Origin of the sequence: Exiguobacterium sp. s89 (genome assembly GCF_018617735.1) — a bacterium.
In the GTDB taxonomy this organism is placed as follows: domain Bacteria; phylum Bacillota; class Bacilli; order Exiguobacteriales; family Exiguobacteriaceae; genus Exiguobacterium; species Exiguobacterium marinum.
In genome coordinates, this window is sequence record NZ_JACSKS010000002.1 from 92,064 (window position 1) to 115,304 (window position 23,241).

Here is a 23,241-nt window from a genome sequence, read left to right on the forward strand (position 1 = left end):
ATTTCACAAGATACGACGCTGAAACATCCGATTCATGTGTATTCAGAAATTGGAGAATTAAAAACAGTATTACTGAAAAGGCCAGGTCGAGAATTAGAAAATCTCACACCGGAATATTTAGAGCGACTCTTGTTCGATGATATTCCCCATTTGCCAGTCATTCAAAAAGAGCACGACTATTTTGCGAGTGCGCTCCAAAATCGTGGTGTGGAAGTTCTCTATCTTGAAAAACTAATGACTGAGACGCTATCGCTCCCTGGTGTGCGCGAAAAGTTTGTCGCGGATATCTTATCCGAGTCTAAATCAAATATCAACGGCTCTTACGAAACATTAAAAGAGTATTTACTGGATTTTGATAACGAAATGCTGATTGAAACGGTGATGGCCGGTATCCGGAAATCAGAAATCAAGCCGGAAAAACGCCGCCACTTGCACGAAATGATTGAAGATACGTACCCCTTCTTTTTAGATCCAATGCCAAACCTCTATTTCACACGAGATCCTGCCGCAGCGATCGGACATGGACTTTCTATTAACCGAATGAAAGAGCCGGCACGTCGCCGTGAATCACTCTTCACGCAGTATATTATGCGCTATCACCCACGCTTTGCGAAACATGATGTTCCGATTTGGTCGGACCGCGACTATCGATTTGCGATGGAAGGCGGAGACGAACTCGTCTTGTCGAAAGAAGTTGTCGCTATCGGAATCTCTGAACGTACGACCGCACAAGGAATTGAACGTGTCGCCCTCAACTTACTCAAGCATGGAGACAGCTTCAAAAAAGTAATCGCCATCGAAATTCCAAAATCACGTGCGTTTATGCACTTAGATACCGTCTTTACAATGGTCGATCATGATAAGTTCACCATCCATCCGTTCATCCAAGGTCCGGAAGGCAAAATGAATATTTTTGAACTTTCCTTAAATGCAGAAGGTGAACTTCAAATCGCACAACACACTGATTTGTTAAAAGTATTAAAAGACGTCCTCGGATTACAGGAAGTAACCTTGATTCCTTGTGGGGGAGGCGACCCGATTGCGGCAGCACGTGAACAGTGGAACGATGGGTCAAACACGCTCGCGATTGCTCCAGGTGTCGTGGTCACATACGACCGAAACTACGTCTCAAATGAACTGCTCCGTAAAGAAGGCGTTGAAGTGATCGAAATCATGTCGAGTGAACTATCACGTGGACGTGGAGGTCCACGTTGCATGAGTTGTCCAATTATTCGACAAGACATCTAAATTTGATAAGGAGGAAGCAGTATGTCTACAACGTTCAATTTTGATTTGAAAGGTCGTCACTTTTTATCACTAAACGAATTTTCTGGTGAAGAAATCAATTATTTGATCGATTTGTCTGCTGCATTCAAGCGTCAAAAAAAACAAGGTATCCCACATCGGATATGTGAAGGTAAAAATATCGCCCTTCTCTTTGAAAAACCATCAACTCGGACACGGTGTGCCTTCACCGTCGCCGCAATTGACTTAGGGATGCATCCGGAATATTTAGGCAAGAACGACATCCAGTTCGGGAAGAAAGAATCAGTACGTGATACGGCCATTGTTCTCGGTCGTATGTTTGACGGGATTCAGTTTCGCGGGTTTGCCCATGAGACGGTCAAGGGTCTTGCTAAAGATGCGGGTGTACCTGTTTGGAACGGTTTGACCGATCTTTATCATCCGACACAAATCTTAGCTGACTTTTTGACAGTGAAAGAGCAAAAAGGAGAATTGGCCGGAATCAAGTTTGTGTATGTCGGTGACGGACGAAATAACATGGGCAACACTCTCTTGATCGGCGGCGCAAAAGTAGGGATGGATATGCGTATTTGCGCACCGAAATCACTTTGGCCGTCTGACGAAATTGTCGATTATGCCAAATCAGTCGCAGCTGAAACAGGTGCTGTGATTACTTTAACGGAGAGTATCGAGGAAGCGATGGATCACGCGGACGTCGTCTATACGGATGTATGGGTGTCGATGGGCGAGGAAGCGGCCTTCGCTGAACGGATTGAGCTGTTACGACCGTATCAAGTGAACATGGATATGCTTCAGACGAGTGGCAATCCAGATATCATGTTCTTGCATTGTCTTCCGGCATTCCACGACTTAGAAACAGAAGTTGGTCGGGCGATTCATGAACAGTATGGATTGACGGAGATGGAAGTGACAGATGAGGTGTTCCGGAGTCGTCACTCGTTCGTATTTGATGAAGCTGAAAACCGAATGCATACGATCAAGGCGGTCATGGCAGCAACGCTCACAGAGACACGCGAATGGCTTGAACGTTGACGGACGGTGAGGGGAAATCCCCCTCCCGTTTCATAATAAGCGAAAGGGATGAGTAGAATGTCTACGAAAGTGGAGCATGACTCAGGTGGTTCGGCTGGAGTACATCCTGACAAGCAAGATAAGCGGTTAGGTCTTGGAGCGTTGACGGCACTTGTCGTCGGATCGATGATTGGCGGTGGTGCCTTTAACCTGGCAGCAGATTTGGCTCGAGGTGCGAACGCGGGTGCCATTTTGATCGGGTGGGTTATCACCGGAATCGGGATTATTGCGCTTGGTCTCAGTTTTCAAAATTTGACGAATCGTCGTCCTGACTTGGATGGCGGTGTTTACAGCTATGCACGAGCCGGATTCGGATCATTCGTCGGATTTAACTCGGCATGGGGATATTGGTTATCTGCTTGGCTCGGCAACGTGGCGTATGCCACACTGCTGTTCAGTTCGGTCGGTTATTTCTTCCCGATTTTTGAAGGCGGGCAAAACATTGCCTCGATTGTCGGAGCTTCAATTATGTTGTGGCTTGTGCATACGCTCATCTTGCGAGGGGTGCATGAGGCGTCGATGATTAATATTGTTACGACGATCGCCAAGCTCGTTCCGATTTTTGCATTCATTACGATTAGCTTGTTCTTCTTCAATCTCGAAAACTTCACCTTCGATTTTTGGGGACAAGGCGGCTTCTCATGGGGAAGCGTCCGCGACCAGGTCGTCTCAACGATGCTTGTGACTTTATGGGTATTCATCGGTGTCGAGGGGGCTGTCGTCCTTTCCGGTCGTGCTCGAAAACGTTCCGATGTCGGGAAAGCAACCGTGATTGGGTTACTCGGAACGCTCGTCATCTATTTACTTGTTTCCGTCATGTCACTTGGGCTCATGACGCCCGAAAACGTGGCGAATGCCTCGCAACCGGCGATGGCTTATCTGCTAGAGTCTGCAGTCGGGCCGTGGGGAGCCATGCTCATCAACGGAGGGCTAGTTATCTCTGTACTAGGAGCGTGGCTTGGGTGGACCCTTTTAGCGGCTGAAATCCCATTCGTCGCTGCGAAAGACGGTGTCTTCCCGAAATGGTTCACGAAAGAGAACAAAAATCAGGCTCCAGTCAACGCACTTTGGTTGACGAATGGATTGATCCAACTTTTCCTCTTCACGTTCTTGATTTCAGATGCAGCGTATAACTTTGCCTTCTCACTCGCTTCAAGTGCTATTTTGATCCCGTACGTGTTCTCAGCATTTTACCAAGTAAAAGTATCGAAAAATAGAATTGGCTACAGTGCAGGTGAGCGGAGAATGCGCGATTTGACGATTGGTTTGGTCGCGTCCATTTACGGACTGTGGCTCATCTATGCCGCAGGAATTGACTATTTGCTTCTCACAACACTTTTATATGCACCGGGCACTCTTCTCTACATGAAAGCGCAGCGTGAAAATGGAATTAAATCACTCACGAAAATAGAGTGGATGGTCGCTGGGGTTTTGACCGCACTTGCCATCTTCGCAGTCATTCGCATACTATCGGGTAATATCTCAGTCATCTGATCGGGGGGTATAGATATGAAAAAGAAACGTGTGGTCATCGCCTTGGGTGGTAATGCGATTCAACAAGGGAAAGATGCTACAGCTGAAGCACAGATGCGAGCGGTGGAGGCAACAGCGGAATCTCTTGCCTCACTCATCGCAGAAGGAGTCGACGTCATCATCACGCATGGGAACGGTCCGCAAGTCGGGAATCTGATGTTGCAACAAGCTGCCTCAGATAGTCCAGCAACGCCAGCGATGCCCCTTGACGTTTGTGGAGCGATGACGCAAGGGATGATTGGATATTGGTTTGAAAATGCATTGACGAAAGCGCTACGTGCACGTGGCCTTGAACGCGAAGTGGCCTCTCTCGTCACGCGTAGTGTTGTCGACCCAAACGATAGTGCGTTCCACCATCCGACTAAACCAATCGGTCCGTTCTATACAGAGGAAGAGGCACTTCACCTTGAACGAACGACAGGATACGTGTTTAAAGAGGATGCAGGACGAGGGTATCGCCGGGTCGTTCCGAGTCCGGTACCGATGAAAATCGCTGAACACACGGTCATTCGAACACTCGTCGAATCAGGTCACATCGTCGTCGCTTCCGGTGGCGGTGGCATTCCCGTCATGGAGACGCCTGAAGGATATGTCGGCATCGAGGCGGTTATTGATAAAGATTTCGCCGCTGCGAAACTAGCCGATCTCGTCAATGCAGACGTGCTTCTCATCCTGACTGCGGTCGAACATGTATATGTCAACTTTGGGAAGCCGAGTGAGATGGCGCTCCAAGAGGCGTCGAAGGAACAAATAGAAACATACATCGCGGAAGGACAGTTCGCTCCGGGTAGCATGTTGCCAAAAGTAAGAGCGGCCCTGCAGTTCGCGGAGTCGGGTACGAACCGGGTCGCCATTATCACCTCGCTCGATCAAGCATTAGCGGCCATATATGGGGATGCCGGTACGCGTGTCCGCTTGGCCCCTTCTCTTCAACAATAAGAATGTGTCGCAAACGTGAAACGTTTGCGACTTTTTGTTTTCTGTCCAGATTCAAGGGGAAGGAAAGTTGTATGCCAAAAATGAGATTGCTATCATATTTAGTGTAAACGTTTGCACTTATTTCAGGAAGGAAGTGACGGAGAGCGGAAACGCTCGTATGTATGCGCCTATTTGAAGAAAATCATGTGTATCAGTCATGGATGAAACCAAAAGCAAAAAGAGAGGCGATCGTGCAGGGAAGCTGCTATCGCTTTACCGTGTTGACGAGTCAGTTGATTCGAATGGAGTACGCGGAAGACGGTGTCTTTGAAGACCGCGCCACCCAAGTTGCGTGGAATCGGGAATTTGATGTGCCAAATTTCCGAGTGGTTGAAGATGAGACGGAACTTCAAATCATCACGGAACATATTCATTTATATTATACGAAAGGTCCGTTCGCGCCGAATACGCTCTATGTGGACGTGAAAGGGAATTTTAGTACGTATTATAGCCGCTACATGTTCAACGGTCCGGAACGGACACTCAAAGGAACGGCGCGGACGCTCGACCATGTGGACGGGGCGACAGAATTAGAGGAAGGGATTCTTTCGAAACAAGGGTATGCGATCATTGACGATTCATCCTCTTTTTTGATGACGGAAGATCGATTCGTCGAACCGAGACGAAAAGGAATTCATGACATCTATTACTTTGGATACGGACATAATTATAAACAAGCACTTCAAGACTTTTACACGTTGACGGGTCCGACGCCGATGCTTCCTCGTAAAGCTCTCGGGAACTGGTGGAGTCGCTACTGGCGGTATGACGAACAAGAGTATAAGGCGCTGATGCGTCGCTTTAAATCAGAAGACATACCGTTTTCAGTCAGTGTTATCGACATGGACTGGCATGTGACAGACATTCCTGAAGAGTACGGGAGTGGTTGGACGGGGTATTCCTGGAATAAAAACCTCTTCCCTGAACCGAAGCGTTTCCTCAAATGGTTAAAAGACGAAGGGATGATGGTGACGCTGAATCTGCATCCCGCGGACGGGGTACGTGCGTTTGAAGACAACTACGCGGCGATGGCTGAAGCGATGGGGATCGATCCGGCATCGGAAGACCGAATCCCGTTTGATTTTTCAGACAAGCGATTCATTCAAGCGTACTTCGAACAGATGCATCATCCGCATGAAGCGGACGGCGTTGACTTTTGGTGGATTGACTGGCAGCAGGGTTCGACGTCGAAGATGGAAGGGCTAGATCCTTTATGGATGCTAAATCATTACCATGCGGTCGATATTGCCCGTGACGGCAAGCGGCCGCTCATTTTCTCTCGTTATTCAGGCCCGGGAAGTCACCGTTATCCGGTCGGATTCTCGGGAGACACAATCATCTCGTGGGCCTCGCTCGCCTTCCAGCCGTATTTTACCGCAACGGCGACGAACATTGGATACGGTTGGTGGAGTCATGACATTGGTGGGCATCATCGTGGTAAAAAAGATGATGAGCTCGCCGCACGATGGGTCGCGTATGGGGTGTTCAGTCCAATCATGCGTCTACACTCAACGTTCAGCACGTTTAACGGCAAAGAACCTTGGCGTTTCGGTATAGAAGCCGAACAGTCGATGAAGCGATTCTTACGACTACGCCACCAACTCATCCCGTATTTGTATACGATGAACTATCGTAATCATGCGGATGCCTTACCGCTCGTGTTACCGATGTATATCGAGCATCCTGACGACGAAGCGGCTTATCAGGTGGCGAACCAATTTTATTTTGGAAGTGAACTCGTCGTCTCCCCGATCGTCACGCCGATGGACCGAAAACTCCACGTCGCCGCGGCGAATGTGTGGTTACCTAAGGGAGAGTGGTTCGATTTCTTCACAGGACACCGCTATGAAGGAGATAAAACGATTCGTGTGTTCCGTGGACTCAATCAACAACCGGTCTTCGCCAAAGCGGGTGCTATCGTTCCATTGATGCCACACGAGCCGCACGGAAACGATACGGGGAATCCGAGCGCATTAGAGGTGCTCGTCTTCCCAGGTGCTTCAAATACATTTACGATGTATGAGGACGACGGAGAAAGTAGGGATTATGAAACAGGGGCGTCGCTCGAAACGACGTTCACGCTCGATTGGGAAGCACGTACGCTACACATCGAGATGTCGGGCGACCTGACTCTCGTTCCGCCGAAACGGACGTTGACGATTCTTGTCCGCGGTGTTGTCGGTGATGGTGATTATGATGCAGAGACACAGACGTTACACATTCCATTCGGTGAATTAAAGAAAGAACAGACCGTGACACTTCCGGTCGATGTGACGCAGAACGCACATCGACTCGACCGTCTCTATCGGTTTTTAGACCGCGCGGAAATTGCCTACGACTTGAAAGATCGCCTGTATCAGATGGCCACAACGAAGACCCGTCTCGAAGCATGGTTGTTTGATCTTCATGCGTTAGAACTCGATCGAGATTTGCAGGACGCGCTACTTGAACTTATGTTGGACTAAAAGGGGGGCAACCCCTTTTTGTCATGTCAGAAAAATGTTGGATTTTGAAAGCGTTTTCAATTGTATATCATCTATAATGAAAGCAAGAGATCTGATTGGAAATGAGGAGATACACATGCGACATAGATGGACTATCGATGATTTACGACAGTTAACGCTTTTTGCGACATGTTCAAGTCGGACGCTTGAACAGCTCATCCCGCACGTCTATTGTAGGACTTATCGGAAAGGGCAACTGTTATTCATGGAAGGTGACCCACGGGAGCGTGTGTATTTTTTGATGAGTGGTTACATTAGGCTCGAACGAATGAATGAGAATGCGACACATCATTACGCCGACTATGTAAAACCGAAACAGTTCTTTCCTTACAACGGTTTGTTCACGGGGGAAGACTATCGCCATACTGCCGAGGCAATGACGGATATTGAAGTCATCTATATTCCGACGGACCGTTTCGAGCGGTTCGTGTCCACACAGTCGAGTATGTTGCTTTATATCATTGGGCAGATGAACCGTATTCTTGATTTACATGAGCGGCGTGTCCAAGAGATTATCACACCGAGTGCAAAAGAGCGCGTCTTGAATACGCTCCATTTTTTGATTGAAGATTTGGGGGAGCCCGACGAACAGGGCGTGCGTGTCCGATGTCCCTTCACCGCGGTTGAACTTTCTCGTTTGTCCGGCACGTCCCGCGAGACGGTCTCAACGATTTTAGCCAAACTTCGTAAAGAAGATGTGCTTCGTATCGATGCCCACCAACTCGTCATCGGGCATCCTGAATATTTTGAGCAAGATATCGATTGACGCCACTCAGATGAGGGCGTCTTTTACATACTCAAACGAGCGGAGCATTCGCTTCAAACCGTGGCATATTGTATAATTAGTGATGAATCTCACAAAGAATTGAACTGTAAATAGAGAAAGGATGAATGCAGTGAAACGACTGCAAGCCCTTGCGTTCGCCGAAAGAAGCCATATCAGCGGACTCGTATTATCTTCGGTCATGATTGGACTCTCCATTTTGGCACAAGCGTATTTAATCGTCGACATTGTCGACCGAATCTTCTTAAAAGATGAATCATTCGAAGCTGTCATCCCGGCATTGCTTTGGCTCGTTGTTGCACTGTTAGTACGGGCGCTTTTCGGTTATGTATCTGGCCGAATCGGTGCGAGCCTATCCGAGAAGGCGAAACAGACGTTACGTCTTCAATTGTTGGATCGCTATGCCACGAGTCCGGTCGAATCGTCCTTGACCGGTCAGTCTGGTAAGAAGGTCAGTGTGTTCATGGACGCCGTTGACGAGGTGGACGCTTACTTCAGTCAATACTGGCCACAAGTCATCCAGACATCGATCATCCCGCTCCTCATTTTGGTCGTCGTTTTTAGCCAACACTGGATTTCGGGTGTCATCATGATGGTGACGGCACCGTTCATCCCGCTGTTTTTCATCATCATCGGGATCGCGACTCAGAAAAAATCAGAGGAACAGATGGAAAAGATGAATCAATTTTCCGGAAAGTTCTTGGATGTTCTGCAAGGATTGACGACGCTGAAACTTTATAACCGTACCGAACAGGAAGCAATTGCAATCGAGAAGAGCAGCCTCGATTTTCGGGATGCGACAATGATTGTGTTGAAGACAGCATTCTTGTCCGGTCTCATGCTCGAATTTATCTCCATGCTCAGCACCGGGGTTGTGGCACTAGAAGTCGCACTACAGATGGTCGTTTGGGAGAATCTCACGTTCTTCTCAGGCTTTTTAATCTTGGTGTTGGCACCGGAGTATTACTTGGCCATTAAAGATTTAGGCAGCGCCTTCCATACGGGTCGAGGCAGTATGGGCGCGGCGGATCGAATCTTTGAGGTGCTAGACGCCCCGGATGATCGTACTCAATGGGGAACGAAGTCGCTTGATTCACGGACACCAGACCTTGAACTCGAGGACATATCGTTCGAATATGCAGGCGGGCGCTTTGCGCTTCAGCCGTTGAGTGGTCGCATTTCATCCGGTACCCACCTCGCTTTAGTCGGTGCGAGCGGATCTGGGAAGACGACGGTGCTCAACGTCATCTCCGGACTCCTGCAAGTGAAGTCGGGACGCGTCCTCGTGGACGGCGAACCACTTCATACGTTTGGTGAGTCTGCCTGGTATGGAAACATTGCGTATATCTCTCAAAACCCGTATCTATTTGCGGGGACACTCGCCGACAATATTTCTTTAGGTGAGGCGGCCGATGAGCGGGAATTACAAGAAGCAGTCGAGGCAGCTGGATTATCTGAGGTGATTGCACACTTGCCGAACGGGATCTGGACGGAGCTTGGGGAAGGTGGATTTGGGTTATCCGGCGGTGAAAGACAGCGTCTGGCACTCGCTCGAGCCTTCTTTAAACGACCAGGGATCTTACTGTTTGATGAACCGACGACCGGTCTCGATTTGAAAACAGAGCGAATCGTCAGACGTTCCATCGATGAGCTTTCCAAAGATGCAACGTTGATCACGGTGGCACATCGCCTGCATACAATCAAAGAGGCGGATACGATTTGGTTTATGGATGACGGGAAGCGAATCGCAGAAGGGACTCATGAAGCATTGCTCGCTGTCCCAGAGTATGCGGAACTATTTGCGCTTCAGAAAGGGGTGAGTCGATGAACTCGCTTTGGACAATCACAAAATGGATGATGCGCGAGAAAAAAGATATTCTTCTCTCTATCTTCTTTGGATACGCAGCCGGATTAGCGGCGGTCGCCTTGTTTGCGGCAAGTGGATACCTCGTCTCGCGGGCAGGACTCGTCCCGCCCCTATATGCGCTCATGGTACCCGTCGTTTTGATTAAACTGTTCGGGGTCATTCGAGCAGGAAGTCGTTACCGAGAGCGCCTTGCTTCACACCGAGCGACATTTACGATTTTGAGTGAGCTACGCGTTCGGTTTTATCGACAACTTGAACCACTCGTTCCGTCTATTTTCGCAAAATATCGGAGCGGGGATTTACTTTCGCGCGTCGTCGGAGATGTTGAGAGTCTTCAAAACTACTTTCTCCGTGTATTTTATCCGCCAATCATACTCGTGCTCGTCTTCTTAAGTACAATCTTTTTTATCACTTTCTTCTCATTTTCGGTCAGTCTATGGATTTTACTCGGTGTACTCGTCACCGGCTTCTTGATTCCGCTCGGATTTGCTCGGATTCGCGCTCGTCATGATGAGACGATTCGTTCGTTACGTGGGGATGTGTCGATTCAATTGACAGAGATGCTGTACGGGCACCGGGATTTGAAACTTCATCACCAACTCGATCGCACGAAACAAGCTGTCTACACGCGTAGTGAACGTTACATGGAGGCGGAGCGGAAAGACGCGACGAATCAATTTTTTAATTCGTCGCTCGTCGTCGCAGCCTCGTTACTCGTCTCATGGGGTGTATTGGCAATTGGTGCGTATCAGGTGGTAAACGGAGACTTGAACGGTTTATTCTTGGCAATGCTCATCATGATGTCGCTCACTGCGTTTGAGAATACGACACCGATGGCTGTGTTCCCAGGACACTTTGCAGACAGTAAGCAAGCAGCCGATCGTTTGTTTGAAGTGACAGAACCGAGTGAAGCGATTGAGGCGTTTGAAGCGAAACGACAGGACGTGACTTTCGCTGCTTCCCCGTCGATTTCCTTCAAAGAGGTTCGCTATCGTTATCCAGATACGTCTCGAGATGTGATTGATGAGGTGACGTTACACATCCCGAGCGGTTCGAAGACGGTCATCGTCGGACCGAGTGGATCCGGGAAATCAACGTTGCTTCAACTATTGTTAGCATTCGTTCGAACGGAAAAAGGTGCGATAAGATTGGATGACAAAAACCTGAACGACGTCAAACAGACAGCCATTTGGCGTCATGCGAGCGTCGTCTTGCAAGACAATCATTTCTTTTACGGCACCGTACGAGAAAACCTGGCGTTAGCCGGTGACTTCACAGATGAAGAGATGAACGTAGCGCTTGAGCGCGTCCGTTTGGCATTCTTGCTAGACGAACCGGTCCTTGAAAAAGGGGCAAACTTGTCAGGTGGAGAACGCCAACGTCTAGCCATCGCACGGGCACTTCTCAAAAACGGGCTACTCTGGTTGCTCGATGAACCGACATCGGCACTCGATGCAGGAACGGAGGCCCATGTCTTTTCTGAACTGTTACAGCAAGCGGGAGCAGGCACACTCATCCTCGTCAGTCACCGTTTGACGGGTCTAGAGACGTTTGATCAAATCATCGTCATGGAAGCTGGACGGATTGTCGAGGTCGGTTCATACGAGGAGCTGATGACGAAACGTGGCATGTTCTATGAATTGAAACAAATCGAGCAAGAAGTGTTCGCATAATGAAAAGACGAGCAGCCCCGTCGATGGGCTGCTCGTCTTGTTTTTGGCAAATATGGGTGCAACAAATGGGGGTTGTCGCAATGCTTTCAAAAAGAGTGTCGTGGAGGGGAATCCACGTGACGTGATGTGTTTGGGGAACGTGCACGTCAAGCTTGTGGGAAGCTACAACTAGAGTATAGTTGATAACGATTCTCATTGTCAATAAAAAATGCAGAAAAAAAGTCCCACACATGGAAACATGTATGGGAAATCAATCATCTGTTCAGTTCGAGGCGACGCCTTTTTGAACCGTGAACCGAATTAGACTGAACAAGTATCTCGTGTAGAAGAGCGCGAACGCATAGAATAGCGCGATGAACGGTGATTGAAGATCAATCCCGGGAATGTTCATTAAAAACTCTAATACGAGAATGGATAATAAGAACACGTAGAGAGAGGCATCTAGATAGAGTGGCATGAGACGACCACGCTGATGCCAAAATGTACGAATGAGTGGTGCCACTGTCATCCCGACGATTCGTTCAGCAAAGCCGATACTGAGCACAGCGATGATGAAAGACGAAACGGTGTTGAATGCCACTAACTCGGAGAACACAAATCCTGAAATCAATAAGAGTGGACCTATGACGATCATCATCGAAAGCGACGTACGGAAGAAAATCCATAGGTTTTGTTGAATCGAACGAAATCCCCCGAGCGTTGATTGTTGAAGTGTCTTGCCACGTTTATAGTCAATCGCGAACGAGCCGATAAACATAATTCCAAACAAAGATAACAAAATTGACATGAACGATGTTTCCCCTTTTCTGAATAAATCATGATGTACCAATCTGAACCAAAGTCTAGCCTAGTGTAACGATTCATTTCGAGAAAGTAAAGCGAGAAAATATGTTCATGTGTGAAGCGTTCGACACATTAAGAAGCAAGGATGAAACGATTTCGACCAGACTCTTTTGCGTGATATAATGCTTCATCCGCATGTTTCAACACGCTATCGATTTCAATATCATTTGAATGGCAGGCGCCGAGCGAAACGGTAATGTGTAGCGTACCAGCGCTCGTCTCGAACGGGAACGTTGAAACCTTTTCCCGAATAGATTCAGCAAGCCGTGACACTTCTTCTCGATTGGCGTGAGGCATGACGATTAAAAATTCTTCGCCGCCGAAGCGACCGACTAAATGCCGCTCATTGCTTTCGTTGACGAGGAGCATGCCGAGTTCGCGCAAGACATCATCGCCGACGTCGTGACCGTACGTATCATTCACGCGTTTGAAGTGATCAATATCAACCAAGATTAACGCATACTCTTCTGCCTCGACGGTCAAGTTGGCCATGGCTTCGTTCAAGAGCCTGCGGTTGGCAATTCCGGTGAGTGCGTCCGTGCGTGCTAGTTGTTGTTGATGCTGAACGTTCTCGAAATGCCGACGCAATTCGAGCAGCAGTCGATAGGCGACACAAGCTCCGCCATAAGACATTAGTGTATATACAATCAAAACAGGATAGAATAAATTAAGTGGCAACGCAGCGTAAATTGCCGACCCAAAGATAGCGATGCTGATTGTTATAAAAATAAGTAGTGTCGGACGCGTATTATCCATCCGCTTTCTAAGAATACTGGTAGATGCGACGAGAAGTACCATTGTCGCAACGGCGAGATAAAGCCCGAACATGGAACCGTCTGTCAATAAAACGATAAAAAACCGACCTGTTAATAAAATAATGCCAGCGACAGCACCGCTTACCCAACCGCCAAATAGTACACCGAGCATGATTGGAATAGCGCGTAAATCAATGAGCACACCTTCGAGTGGTAACGCATTACCTAATAGGAGTAAAGCGATCAGTCCAGTTTGCACCCCGAGTAAGACTCTCCCCTTCAAAGGAGATTGTGGTGTTAAGCGAGGCCGATTGCGAAACGGCAAAAAGGAAATTGTGAAGAGCGTAAACAAGATACACAGGTTGATGAAGAACGCATTAATAATTGTGAGCATCGAAGCTCCCCCTTATGCTGCATGGAAATATTTAGTTATAGTATATAGTATCCTATTGGAAATAGATAAGAATAATATACGGACTAAAAAGTCAGTCTCTTCAGGGTTATTCAAGAAAATATCACTAAACTCCTTGTTCATACGAAGAGATATTCCTCATCTTTTAGAACTTTCGTTATCGAAAATCGAAAGTTTGGTATGATAAGAGAAAAGGAGGACTGTCCGTGCGTTACTGGGATCATTTTAAACGAGCGTTTATTCCGATTGCGCTCATTTTGATTGGATTAGCGATCTTTTATACTTTATCGGCCAGAGATAATATTGTGTTGACGCTTTTAGGGGCTGCGATTGTAGGAGTCATTTTATTTTTAGTGATGCGTCATGTGAATCAGGTCGAAGAAGACTGAAACGAGAACACATTTTGTGGTTCTCGTTTTTTGTTGTCTAGCGACGTTTTTGGGTACACTACAAAGTAAGGAGGGATTTATCATGGCAATAGCTACATTTGCGGGAGGCTGTTTCTGGTGTATGGTCAAACCGTTTCATAAATATGAGGGAGTCGAACGTGTCATCTCGGGATATACGGGTGGACATGTGGATAATCCGACGTATCAACAGGTCTGTTCGGAAACAACAGGACACTTAGAGGCGATTGAGATTACGTTCGACCCCGAAATCATCTCTTACGAGGAGTTGCTTCGCATCTATTGGCGTCAAATCGACCCAACAGATGGTGGGGGACAATTCAATGATCGCGGCGAATCGTACCGTCCGGCAATCTTCTATCATTCAGAGGAACAACAAGACGCAGCTGTGCGCTCGAAGCAAGAAGTGGAAGACTCGGGACGATTTGATCGTCCGATCGAAGTCGACATCCGTCCGGCGAAAACGTTCTGGGAAGCGGAAGACTATCATCAAGATTATTATAAAAAGAATCCGTTCCGCTACGAGATGTATCGTGTCGGTTCGGGGCGTGCGAAATTCATCAAAGAAGCTTGGAGCGATCGGAAACTTCAGCAGACACTCCGTGAACGCTTGACACCGATGCAATATAAAGTCACACAAGAAAACGGAACAGAGCCGCCGTTTAAAAACGAATACTGGGACGAAGAGCGTGAAGGATTGTACGTAGACATCGTTGATGGGACACCACTGTTCACATCTCACGATAAGTTCCAGTCAAACTGTGGATGGCCGAGCTTCTCACGTCCGATCGAAGAGAAACGAGTCGACTTGAACATGGACACGACGCACCACATGGTACGGACAGAAGTCCGTTCAAAACAAGGTGATAGTCACCTCGGTCACGTCTTTGATGACGGACCGAAAGAACTTGGCGGTTTACGGTATTGCATCAACTCGGCCGCTCTCCGATTCATTCCTGTAGAAGAGCTTGAAGAAGCTGGGTACGGGGAATATAAACACTTATTCAACAAGTGAAGGGGAGAGTCGTATGTTCACAGCCGTCAAACAACAAATTCGAAGCGAGACGATCGGAACCGTCCTTGATTTTTATGACCAGTCGATTCGGCATCTATCTGAAACGGCGAGACAAGAAAAGTATGACAAGATGAGTTCGAGCCCGTTTTCGTTTTTTCGAGGGAGCTCCCACTTGTTCTATTACGACTTTGCAAAAGTTCCGATCGCATTTGATACCGGCCCTGATTACCCAACGTTTATTCAAGGAGACTTACACTTTGAGAATTTCGGTGTATTTGAAGACGGTGCCGGTACAATCATTTATGACGTAAACGACTTTGACGAGGCGTACATCGGTTCCTATCTGTTTGATTTGTTGCGGATGGCGGTTTCTGTCGATTTATTTGCGGCTGAATCCGGATTTGATGGTCAAGCGGCAATTCGAGCGTTTGCCGAGTCATATGCGGGAGCGATTGAAAAACATGCGAAAGGTCAAAGTGAACACATTCAGTTTACGAAAGAGAATACGTGTAAAGCCGTCAAAAAAGTAATCAAAAAAGCGGAGAAAAAGAAAGATGATTTTATGTCCGAACGGACGGAAGTACGGGACGAAGAACGTTACTTTTCTACGAGTGAGGATTTGATTCCACTTTCATCGGACGTGCGAGAGAGAATTGTGGCCGGATGGGGAGATTATTTATCTTCTTTGTCAGATGAACATCGTCATCACGCTGATCATTATGAAATCAAAGACATCGCCATCAAGCTACAAAGCGGTACAGCTTCCATCGGTCTAGAGCGTTACTATATTTTGATTGAAGGAGCGGACAAGGAGCACGATGAGGATGTCATTTTAGAGATGAAACAGGCGCAGTCCGCCGTCCCATCTCTCTTTCTGCCGACGCACCCGCTATTTGAGAACGGATTGTCGCACGAAGGGGCGCGTGTCGTTGCCGCGCAGCGGGCAATGGTTCACAGTCGTGACCCATATCTTGGGTATTTAACGATTGATGGAAAAGAATATTATGTAAGGCAACGTTCGCCATACAAACGAAAAGTAAAGGCGAAGCATATGAAAGACGAAACGTCACTCATTGAAACGTTAAAAGTACAAGCCCAAATCACTGCGAAAATTCATGCACGGGCCGATGCGACCTCAAACGTATTAGATTATACGGCGAGTGAACGGATCACCGCGGCGATTGGTGATTCTCCATCTTTATTTATCCGCCAATTGTCGAGATGGGCTAACTTTTATGCGAATCAAGTTCGTTTTGACTATGACGCCTTTTTAAAATGGGTTGAGACAAGGAATCGTTAAGAATACTTGCGAATCGATGGTGAAATCCTGCAAAATGGTAGCGTAAAGGATGTGTACGGACTATGATTACAGAACAACAAGTCATTGCCCAGATGCGTCAGGTGATGGTACAGGTTGAATCGTCAACAGGTGAAGTACAGAAGCGTCACTTAGCAAAGCTGATGGGCTTTTGTGAACTGCTTCTAGCAGAGACGTCAGGTGTGAAGAGTGTCGACACGACACAATCGACGATACCGGCGAATGAGACGAAACCACCACTCGATCGACAGATGGCGGCTTTCCTTGGGATTCCGATGGAGGAAGACGAGCAACCCAAATCGGATTCATTGCTCGATTTTTGAACCACACGTAGCCTACGTGTGGTTTTTTCTTGATTCACATTCATTGACTTAAATACCTTAGGGGGTATAATGAGTATAAGAATTGAAATTAAATGGAGGCGTAAATATGTTGGATTTTCTTTTTGTAGCGGTCGTCATTGGACTCGTGTATTTCTGGTGGAGTCGTCGTAACAACGTCAAAACGGTTTCGACAGACGACTTGAAGCGAAGAATCGCGGAAGAGCGAAACCTTCAATTGTTAGATGTGCGTGAACCGCATGAATATCGTGGCGGACACATCAAGCAAGCGAAAAATGTCCCCCTTTCAGGATTCGGGAATGCGCAATCGAAATATCCGAAAGAAAAAGAACGTCCTGTTTACGTCATCTGTCAGAGTGGGATGCGAAGCCAACGTGCCGCAGCGATGCTCAAGAGTGCCGGATACACGGACGTCTATTCGGTAAAAGGCGGAATGAACTTTTGGCGAGGATGATTGAAGCGACTGAACAGATTCGTTCAGTCGCTTTTTTGTCACCACGTTTTCACTTTTGCATTTTCGGGGATTCTGCTACGGTAGGAAGAGAGTGAAAGAGAGGGGAACATCCAATGGCAGTTATTTTATTTGATATTGATGGCACGTTAGTAGATACAACCGAACCGATGACACAGGCGATTCATGAGGCGCTCGAGGAACTTCCGCACCTTCCAAAACCGAGTGAAGAGGCCGTCCGCTCTGGATATGGGTTGGCAGGCAACGCGTTTTGGGAACATGTCATCCCTGAAGCGACACTTGAAGAGATTCACCTCATTCGCAGGTTGCGTCACACGACGTTGGAGAAGGCAATAGAAGGACAAAATGTTTTATTTGACGGAATTCGTAACATGTTGGAGACGCTTCACGAGCAAGGCCACACGCTGACGACAGCGAGTAACTGCGGCGTTCATTACATGAACCTGATATTAGATACGCAACAGATTCGTCCATATATGACGGCACCTGAATGCTTGGAGTCTGTCGGCGGCGAAAAAAAGGCAGATATTCTGACAGCACACCGTGTCCGTCACGGTGAGGGAGACTATATCATGGTCGGGGATCGTAAGTCAGATGTAGAGGCGGCCCGCGCCCACGACTTCCCGGTCGTCTTAACAGGATTCGGGTTCGGCAATGAAGAAGAGTGGGCGCTTGCGGATCACGTAATCAAGTCGCCGAACGATTTAGTCGAATGGATCAATCGATAATAAAAGGCTTGTCGCGTGCCGACAAGCCTTTTTGAATACCTGGATTCACAATCCGAGTGAGATATATTTCACTTCTAAAAACTCCTCGATGCCGTGATGGCCACCTTCTCGTCCGAGTCCACTCTCTTTCCATCCACCGAACGGCGCTTGAGGTGTTGACGGGAGCCCGTCATTCACACCGACGATTCCGTACTCTAACGATTCCGCTAAATAGACCGCTTCATTGATGTCTTGCGTGAAGAGATAGGCAGCTAACCCGAACGGAGTATTGTTCGCCCGATTGATGACTTCATCGAGGGAATCGAATGTGGCAATCGGCGCGACCGGACCGAACGTTTCCTCATTCATGCAGAGCATGTCTTCATTCGCATAGCGGATGACCGCAGGACGAATGAATAAACCGTCTAACACTTCGCCGCCGTATACTTCACCACCACGAATTTGGGCGTCCTCGATATGTTTTTCGACCTTACTAAGGGCATCGTCATCGATGAGTGGTCCGATATCGACACCTTCCTCTAACCCATTCCCAACTTTTAAAGCTTCGACCTCTTTGATGAAACGCTCCGAGAAATCATCGACGACAGCGCGTTCGACATAAATTCGGTTGGCACAGACGCATGTCTGTCCGCCGTTGCGGAACTTGGTCGCGACTGCCTGCGGGACGGCTTTATCTAAGTCTGCCTTGGCTGTGACGATGAGCGGGGCGTGCCCACCTAGCTCGAGTGAAATTTTTTTCATCGTGTCCGCCGCATCACGCATAAGCATTTTTCCGACCTCTGTTGAGCCTGTGAATGTCAATTTTCGGACTCGTTTATCTTGTTGCCATGCTTTGACGAGGTCGGAAGCTTGTCCTGTCACCAAGTTGATGACCCCTTTTGGGAATCCTGCTTTCTCGGCTAATTTCACGAGTTCAATGGCAGTCAGTGGAGTCGCTGATGCAGGTTTTATAACGACCGTGCAGCCTGCAGCGAGTGCCGGGGCAACTTTTCGTGTGATCATGGCAGCCGGGAAGTTCCAAGGGGTGATTGCTGCGATGACCCCGACCGGTTGCTTGATGGCAAAGATGCGCTTCTTGTTCGATGAGGCAGGAATCGTCTCACCATACACACGGCGACCTTCCGCTGCGTACCAGTCGATGAATCCGTTCGCGTAGTTAATTTCACCAATTGCTTCTTTGAGCGGTTTCCCTTGTTCCTCGACCATTATTCGGGCAAGCTCTTCCGTATGTTCTGCAATTAAACGATGCCACTCATTAAGTAATTCGCCTCGTTCTTCTGCGGTCTTTTGTTGCCATTCCTTGAGTGACTCGTGCGCCGCGTCGACGGCTTGTGTCGCTTCTTTTGTATCGCTTTTCGTCACGACGGCCATGACATTTCCCGTGGCCGGATTGCGTACTTCGATTGTTTGATCGGTTTCAGTCCATTCCCCGTTAATGTAGTTTTTCTCTTCTCGCATCTTGATTTCCCCTTTCCAAAAAGTGCACAGTTAATTAGAGGATACCCGTTTTTCTGAAACGCACACAAACTTCCAAAAAAATGAGGGGATATTATGTGGATTATCATTGTCGGCTATCTAGTGGGAAGTCTGCTCGGAGGCAGGCTATATGGGTTATTAAGTGGACATGATTTAGCAACATCCGGTTCGAAAAATACCGGTGCACGCAACGCGCATCGCATCGGAGGGGTGAAGGCGTTTCTCATCGTGTATGGATTCGACGTGCTCAAGACGATTCTTGTCTTACAGGTGAGCGGACCGTATTTTTGGCAGACGGCGTTCGCGCTCACGCTCGGTCATATTTATCCGTTTTGGCGAATCCGTGCGGGCGGGAAGGGATATGCCGTTTTTTCTGGAATCATATGGGCGTATGACCCGTGGTGGTTTATTGGGGGGCTCCTTTTTCTGTTGTTGTTGATTAAAGGAACAGGTAATTCCCGTGAGACGGGACTGGTGATGCTCGTCTTACTTCCACTCGCTGCGCTTGGAAGTGTTGGAGACATCATATGGGCAGTGCTCATCGCAGCTGTGATTATCTATCATCATGTGAAGGAGGGGAAACCATGATTGTTTACCGAAAAGCTGTAATATCCGATTTTGACGCAATTCATCGGTTGAATTACGAAACGTTCGTTGAAGAGATTCCGCAACATCCACCGAACTCAGAGCGGCGACTCATTGACCGATTTCACGAAGAAAATACATATTGGATTGGGGAAGTGAACGGGGAAGTCGTGGCCATGTGTGCATTACGTGGCAAAAGACCATTTTCATTGGAACAAAAAGGAGTGCGTATTCCTGAAGGGGAGTGGCTCGAGATTCGCCTCCTCGCTGTGACCAAACCTTATCGTCGCAATCGCACGTTCGCAGGTCTGATGCGAGCGGTCATCGAAGATGCAACGGATCGCCACATCGATGGCATCGTCATCAGTGGTACGACACGTGAACAATTGCTCTATCATCGATTCGGGTTTGTGCCGTTTGCTGATCCGATTGGTTCAGAAGAAGCGAGATATGTCCCGATGATGTTAACGAGGGATGCTTTTTACGAATCCAAATCAGCGACGACGCTTCGACCGAAAAGTTTGCTCGCGGGTCCCGTCGAATGTTCAGAACGTGTGAGAGCACGACTCTCGAAGCAACCACGCCCGCATCGTTCGAAAGAGACAGGACGACTACTTGAAGCGGTGCAACAAAAACTGTCGGAACGAGTCAAACTTCCTAACATCTATACACTTCTCGGAAGTGGGACGGTCGCAAATGATGCGGTCGCGCCTCGTTTGGAAGGACACGGCGTGATTTTAAACGCTGGCGAATTTGGAGAACGACTGATCGAGCATGCCCGGCGTGTAGACCGCTCGTTTGATGTCATTCGAGTGGACCAAGATGGAAAGTGGGATGTTTCTCAACTTGATCGAATTGCTCCGGACTGGGTGTGGACCGTTCATTGTGAGACATCCCTAGGAATTCTAATTGACTTGGGACCGCTTCATTCGTGGAACGGTGTCATCGCCATCGATGCGATCAGTACGGTTGGGACATTCGATTATGACTATTCCTTTGCGGACTACGTGACCTTCTCCTCAGGAAAGGCGTTACGGAACGCCCCTGGTCTCGCATTCGTTGCGATGAAAGAGCGAGCGGAAGCGCTACGAGATGTACCACGCTACCTGGACTTGTCACTCTACAAACCGATTGCCTTCACACAATCAGAGCCACTTCTTGCGGCGATGGCGGTCTCGTTAGACGAACTGACGGACGAAGAGGTCGCATCGCATGAAGAGAAGATGGTGGCTCTGATCAACTCGCTCCACGAGAACGGCCTATGTATCGAGGTGAGTCCCGCCCAATCATCTGGTATCATCACGATTCCGGTTCCGTGTGGTCAGTCCTCGATGGAGCTCGGACGACAACTGTCGTATCAGGGCTACCTCGTACAATATGAGAGTGACTACTTAAAACGGGCGAACGTCATTCAAGTGTCGACGATGGGCTGGACGACGCCTCGTATGATGCGTGACGTCGGTTCTTATATCGCGCAGTGGATTCAACAAAAAACCGCCACTTCTAAAAGTGACGGTTCGCTTATACACGAAAATCTTGACGTGCCACGTGACGAACCTTTCGTCCGAGGCGCCTCCAATTGAAATAAGCCAAAACAGAGACGACGCCACCTGACCAAAACAGCCACTCATCTGGTCGGATATAGCCCAGCAGTCCGACTAATAAACCGAGTAACATAACGATGGCATTGAACGTCTGGCGGTGCAAGAGTTCTTTTGATTCCAAGTTTCGTTGGAACATCGCTTGCTCCGACAGGCGTTTTCGCGTTGGTTCTTTTAAGTAGTTGTCGAGAAGCGGGGGAACGTTCAACAATTTCTTCGCATAGTTGATCCCGGTCTTCACATAACGATTTTGTAGCGTCGTCCCGTCTTCCTCGAGCCATTCGATGACAATCGGTTTACCGAGTGTGAACAGGTCGATTTTCGGATCTAAGATTTGCAGAATACCAAGTAAGGTCGAGGCGGCTCGGCCGAAGAAGGCGAATTCTGCCGGGAGTTGAATCGGTTCGTTTTTGACGAGCAGTTGAATGTCTTGTAACACTTTCTCGATCAACCTTGTATCAACGGTGTCGATATCGGTCTCTAAGTAAAAGGTGACGGCTTTCTCTAGCGCTTGGCGAATGTTTTGTTTGTTCGCCGTAGGCAAGAGAAAACGTAAATCTTCTAACCCATCGACGATGCTGTCATAGTCGAGGGAGATGAACGCCTGTAAGATGTTTCGAATCGTCGCCATGTCTTGCGCTGTCGTCTGTCCGACCATACCGAAGTCGAGCAGGATGATTGTCCCGTCTGCCCGAATTTGGACATTTCCGGGGTGGGGGTCGGCATGGAACTGTCCACCGAACAACAATTGTTCGGCCGCGAGCGTGAACAGTCGTTCGGCTAGGGCGGAGCGATCAATCTCGTTCTCTTTTAAGAAGGCGAGATCGGTGATGCGTCTTGCATCGACCCAATCCATCGTCAAGACACGATTCGTACAGAGATGCTCGTGATAATCGGGGATATATACATCCGAATTATCTGCGTATTTGGCTTTGAAATATAAGGCGTTTTTTAATTCGGTTTGAAAATTTAGTTCATCCCCGATGACAAAAATCATTTGGCGATATAAGCTATCTAAGTCGGTCGATTTTGCGAGGGATGTCCGCTTCAACATCGACGTGACAATCCGCATAGCACGGAAGTCGGTACGGATGATTTTTTCGATATTCGGACGTTGAATTTTGATCGCGACCCGTTTACCGTTTTCAAGTAGGGTGGCACCGTATACTTCTCCGATAGAAGCCGAGGCGACGGCGTCGATTCCGACGTCTTTGACGACTTGAGTATAAGGGACGCCCCACTCTGCCTCTAAAATCGCGCGTGACTTGTCCCAACCGGATGTCGGGACCCGATCGACGAGCTCAGACAGCTCGTTTAAAACGGCTGGTGGCAACAAGTCTGCCCGAATGGATAAGAATTGTCCGAGCTTGATTAACAAGCCCTCGAGCCGCAGGGCGTTGCGTTTATACTCGCGAGCAAGCTTGAGCATGAGTGCTTCGTATTCTTCTGTCGTGGCTACACCTTGTTGTTGTTTACGTGAAAAAGCGTATAAGCGAATGATGAATCGGGCGAACATGGTGACGATAATCCATATGCGGAACAAAGCGATACGTTTCATATTAATACCGACATCCTTTACGACAGTCGCTCGACTGACCTGATTTTTTTGTAA

At 48.2% G+C, this 23,241-nt stretch carries 20 protein-coding genes; 16 read left to right on the top strand and 4 right to left on the bottom strand.

Features of this window, described 5'->3' with window-relative positions; all coding sequences use genetic code 11:
• Nucleotides 1-18 precede the first annotated feature (18 nt).
• The 8 genes from arcA (at nucleotide 19) to cydC (ending at nucleotide 11,676) form a co-directional block, all read left to right on the top strand.
• Nucleotides 19-1,248, top strand: coding sequence for an arginine deiminase (gene arcA / locus KNO96_RS06490; protein WP_214703503.1), 1,230 nt, complete (start codon nucleotides 19-21; stop codon nucleotides 1,246-1,248).
• A gap of 21 nt (nucleotides 1,249-1,269) precedes the next feature.
• On the top strand, nucleotides 1,270-2,298 hold the full coding sequence (gene argF / locus KNO96_RS06495; protein ID WP_026824950.1) for an ornithine carbamoyltransferase: 1,029 nt from the start codon (nucleotides 1,270-1,272) through the stop codon (nucleotides 2,296-2,298).
• Nucleotides 2,299-2,355: 57 nt separating this feature from the next.
• Nucleotides 2,356-3,831 carry an arginine-ornithine antiporter gene (gene arcD / locus KNO96_RS06500; RefSeq protein ID WP_034770817.1) on the top strand — a complete coding sequence of 492 codons (1,476 nt, stop codon included), beginning with the start codon at nucleotides 2,356-2,358 and terminating at the stop codon, nucleotides 3,829-3,831.
• A gap of 15 nt (nucleotides 3,832-3,846) precedes the next feature.
• The gene (gene arcC / locus KNO96_RS06505) at nucleotides 3,847-4,809 is read left to right on the top strand and encodes a carbamate kinase (RefSeq protein WP_214703086.1); all 963 of its coding nucleotides are present in this window, start codon (nucleotides 3,847-3,849) and stop codon (nucleotides 4,807-4,809) included.
• A gap of 161 nt (nucleotides 4,810-4,970) precedes the next feature.
• Nucleotides 4,971-7,313 (top strand): glycoside hydrolase family 31 protein, encoded by a 2,343-nt coding sequence (locus KNO96_RS06510; protein ID WP_214703087.1) that lies wholly within the window; start codon nucleotides 4,971-4,973, stop codon nucleotides 7,311-7,313.
• Nucleotides 7,314-7,428: 115 nt separating this feature from the next.
• Nucleotides 7,429-8,118 carry a Crp/Fnr family transcriptional regulator gene (locus tag KNO96_RS06515; RefSeq protein ID WP_026824954.1) on the top strand — a complete coding sequence of 230 codons (690 nt, stop codon included), beginning with the start codon at nucleotides 7,429-7,431 and terminating at the stop codon, nucleotides 8,116-8,118.
• Nucleotides 8,119-8,239: 121 nt separating this feature from the next.
• Complete coding sequence (gene cydD, locus KNO96_RS06520) at nucleotides 8,240-9,964, top strand: thiol reductant ABC exporter subunit CydD (protein ID WP_214703088.1); 1,725 nt, start codon at nucleotides 8,240-8,242, stop codon at nucleotides 9,962-9,964.
• On the top strand, nucleotides 9,961-11,676 hold the full coding sequence (gene cydC, locus KNO96_RS06525; protein WP_214703089.1) for a thiol reductant ABC exporter subunit CydC: 1,716 nt from the start codon (nucleotides 9,961-9,963) through the stop codon (nucleotides 11,674-11,676). The genes cydD and cydC overlap by 4 nt, the downstream gene beginning before the upstream one ends.
• Nucleotides 11,677-11,938: 262 nt before the next feature.
• Here the strand turns inward: cydC and KNO96_RS06530 are convergent, their stop codons facing one another.
• On the bottom strand, nucleotides 11,939-12,463 hold the full coding sequence (locus KNO96_RS06530; RefSeq protein ID WP_214703090.1) for a hypothetical protein: 525 nt from the start codon (nucleotides 12,461-12,463) through the stop codon (nucleotides 11,939-11,941).
• 128 nt (nucleotides 12,464-12,591) lie between these two features.
• Nucleotides 12,592-13,668: a diguanylate cyclase gene (locus tag KNO96_RS06535; RefSeq protein ID WP_214703091.1), complete on the bottom strand. Its 1,077-nt coding sequence runs from the start codon at nucleotides 13,666-13,668 to the stop codon at nucleotides 12,592-12,594.
• 224 nt (nucleotides 13,669-13,892) lie between these two features.
• Between KNO96_RS06535 and KNO96_RS06540 the strand changes: the two genes are divergently transcribed.
• From KNO96_RS06540 to KNO96_RS06565, 6 genes are all read left to right on the top strand, one after another.
• Nucleotides 13,893-14,075 carry a hypothetical protein gene (locus tag KNO96_RS06540; protein ID WP_026824959.1) on the top strand — a complete coding sequence of 61 codons (183 nt, stop codon included), beginning with the start codon at nucleotides 13,893-13,895 and terminating at the stop codon, nucleotides 14,073-14,075.
• Between the two features lie 82 nt (nucleotides 14,076-14,157).
• A complete protein-coding gene (gene msrA / locus KNO96_RS06545; protein ID WP_214703092.1) occupies nucleotides 14,158-15,108 on the top strand; it encodes a peptide-methionine (S)-S-oxide reductase MsrA in 951 nt (316 codons plus the stop codon).
• 13 nt (nucleotides 15,109-15,121) lie between these two features.
• Complete coding sequence (locus tag KNO96_RS06550; RefSeq protein WP_026824961.1) at nucleotides 15,122-16,408, top strand: DUF2252 domain-containing protein; 1,287 nt, start codon at nucleotides 15,122-15,124, stop codon at nucleotides 16,406-16,408.
• Nucleotides 16,409-16,470: 62 nt separating this feature from the next.
• Nucleotides 16,471-16,749: a DUF5327 family protein gene (locus KNO96_RS06555; protein ID WP_026824962.1), complete on the top strand. Its 279-nt coding sequence runs from the start codon at nucleotides 16,471-16,473 to the stop codon at nucleotides 16,747-16,749.
• A gap of 106 nt (nucleotides 16,750-16,855) precedes the next feature.
• The gene (locus KNO96_RS06560) at nucleotides 16,856-17,221 is read left to right on the top strand and encodes a rhodanese-like domain-containing protein (protein ID WP_034770819.1); all 366 of its coding nucleotides are present in this window, start codon (nucleotides 16,856-16,858) and stop codon (nucleotides 17,219-17,221) included.
• 113 nt (nucleotides 17,222-17,334) lie between these two features.
• Nucleotides 17,335-17,967: an HAD family hydrolase gene (locus tag KNO96_RS06565; protein ID WP_214703093.1), complete on the top strand. Its 633-nt coding sequence runs from the start codon at nucleotides 17,335-17,337 to the stop codon at nucleotides 17,965-17,967.
• Between the two features lie 45 nt (nucleotides 17,968-18,012).
• Here KNO96_RS06565 and KNO96_RS06570 read toward each other — a convergent pair whose 3' ends face one another.
• Complete coding sequence (locus KNO96_RS06570; protein WP_214703094.1) at nucleotides 18,013-19,425, bottom strand: NAD-dependent succinate-semialdehyde dehydrogenase; 1,413 nt, start codon at nucleotides 19,423-19,425, stop codon at nucleotides 18,013-18,015.
• Between the two features lie 93 nt (nucleotides 19,426-19,518).
• Here KNO96_RS06570 and KNO96_RS06575 point away from each other — a divergent pair, with 93 nt between their 5' ends.
• Both KNO96_RS06575 and KNO96_RS06580 read left to right on the top strand, forming a co-directional pair.
• On the top strand, nucleotides 19,519-20,031 hold the full coding sequence (locus KNO96_RS06575) for a glycerol-3-phosphate acyltransferase (protein WP_026824966.1): 513 nt from the start codon (nucleotides 19,519-19,521) through the stop codon (nucleotides 20,029-20,031).
• The gene (locus KNO96_RS06580; RefSeq protein ID WP_214703095.1) at nucleotides 20,028-21,611 is read left to right on the top strand and encodes a GNAT family N-acetyltransferase; all 1,584 of its coding nucleotides are present in this window, start codon (nucleotides 20,028-20,030) and stop codon (nucleotides 21,609-21,611) included. The genes KNO96_RS06575 and KNO96_RS06580 overlap by 4 nt, the downstream gene beginning before the upstream one ends.
• Here KNO96_RS06580 and KNO96_RS06585 read toward each other — a convergent pair.
• A complete protein-coding gene (locus KNO96_RS06585; RefSeq protein WP_214703096.1) occupies nucleotides 21,550-23,187 on the bottom strand; it encodes an ABC1 kinase family protein in 1,638 nt (545 codons plus the stop codon). The genes KNO96_RS06580 and KNO96_RS06585 overlap by 62 nt on opposite strands.
• Nucleotides 23,188-23,241: the final 54 nt, after the last annotated feature.

Coding starts and splice junctions, on each gene's coding strand:
- cydC (WP_214703089.1), top strand. CDS start 9,961: ATGAACTCGCTTTGGACAATCACAAAATGGATGATGCGCGAGAAAAAA.
- KNO96_RS06555 (WP_026824962.1), top strand. CDS start 16,471: ATGATTACAGAACAACAAGTCATTGCCCAGATGCGTCAGGTGATGGTA.
- KNO96_RS06515 (WP_026824954.1), top strand. CDS start 7,429: ATGCGACATAGATGGACTATCGATGATTTACGACAGTTAACGCTTTTT.
- KNO96_RS06530 (WP_214703090.1), bottom strand. CDS start 12,463: ATGTCAATTTTGTTATCTTTGTTTGGAATTATGTTTATCGGCTCGTTC.
- KNO96_RS06565 (WP_214703093.1), top strand. CDS start 17,335: ATGGCAGTTATTTTATTTGATATTGATGGCACGTTAGTAGATACAACC.
- KNO96_RS06550 (WP_026824961.1), top strand. CDS start 15,122: ATGTTCACAGCCGTCAAACAACAAATTCGAAGCGAGACGATCGGAACC.
- KNO96_RS06560 (WP_034770819.1), top strand. CDS start 16,856: ATGTTGGATTTTCTTTTTGTAGCGGTCGTCATTGGACTCGTGTATTTC.
- arcD (WP_034770817.1), top strand. CDS start 2,356: ATGTCTACGAAAGTGGAGCATGACTCAGGTGGTTCGGCTGGAGTACAT.
- KNO96_RS06570 (WP_214703094.1), bottom strand. CDS start 19,425: ATGCGAGAAGAGAAAAACTACATTAACGGGGAATGGACTGAAACCGAT.
- argF (WP_026824950.1), top strand. CDS start 1,270: ATGTCTACAACGTTCAATTTTGATTTGAAAGGTCGTCACTTTTTATCA.
- KNO96_RS06510 (WP_214703087.1), top strand. CDS start 4,971: ATGCGCCTATTTGAAGAAAATCATGTGTATCAGTCATGGATGAAACCA.
- cydD (WP_214703088.1), top strand. CDS start 8,240: ATGAATGCAGTGAAACGACTGCAAGCCCTTGCGTTCGCCGAAAGAAGC.
- KNO96_RS06585 (WP_214703096.1), bottom strand. CDS start 23,187: ATGAAACGTATCGCTTTGTTCCGCATATGGATTATCGTCACCATGTTC.
- KNO96_RS06575 (WP_026824966.1), top strand. CDS start 19,519: ATGTGGATTATCATTGTCGGCTATCTAGTGGGAAGTCTGCTCGGAGGC.
- msrA (WP_214703092.1), top strand. CDS start 14,158: ATGGCAATAGCTACATTTGCGGGAGGCTGTTTCTGGTGTATGGTCAAA.
- KNO96_RS06535 (WP_214703091.1), bottom strand. CDS start 13,668: ATGCTCACAATTATTAATGCGTTCTTCATCAACCTGTGTATCTTGTTT.
- arcC (WP_214703086.1), top strand. CDS start 3,847: ATGAAAAAGAAACGTGTGGTCATCGCCTTGGGTGGTAATGCGATTCAA.
- KNO96_RS06580 (WP_214703095.1), top strand. CDS start 20,028: ATGATTGTTTACCGAAAAGCTGTAATATCCGATTTTGACGCAATTCAT.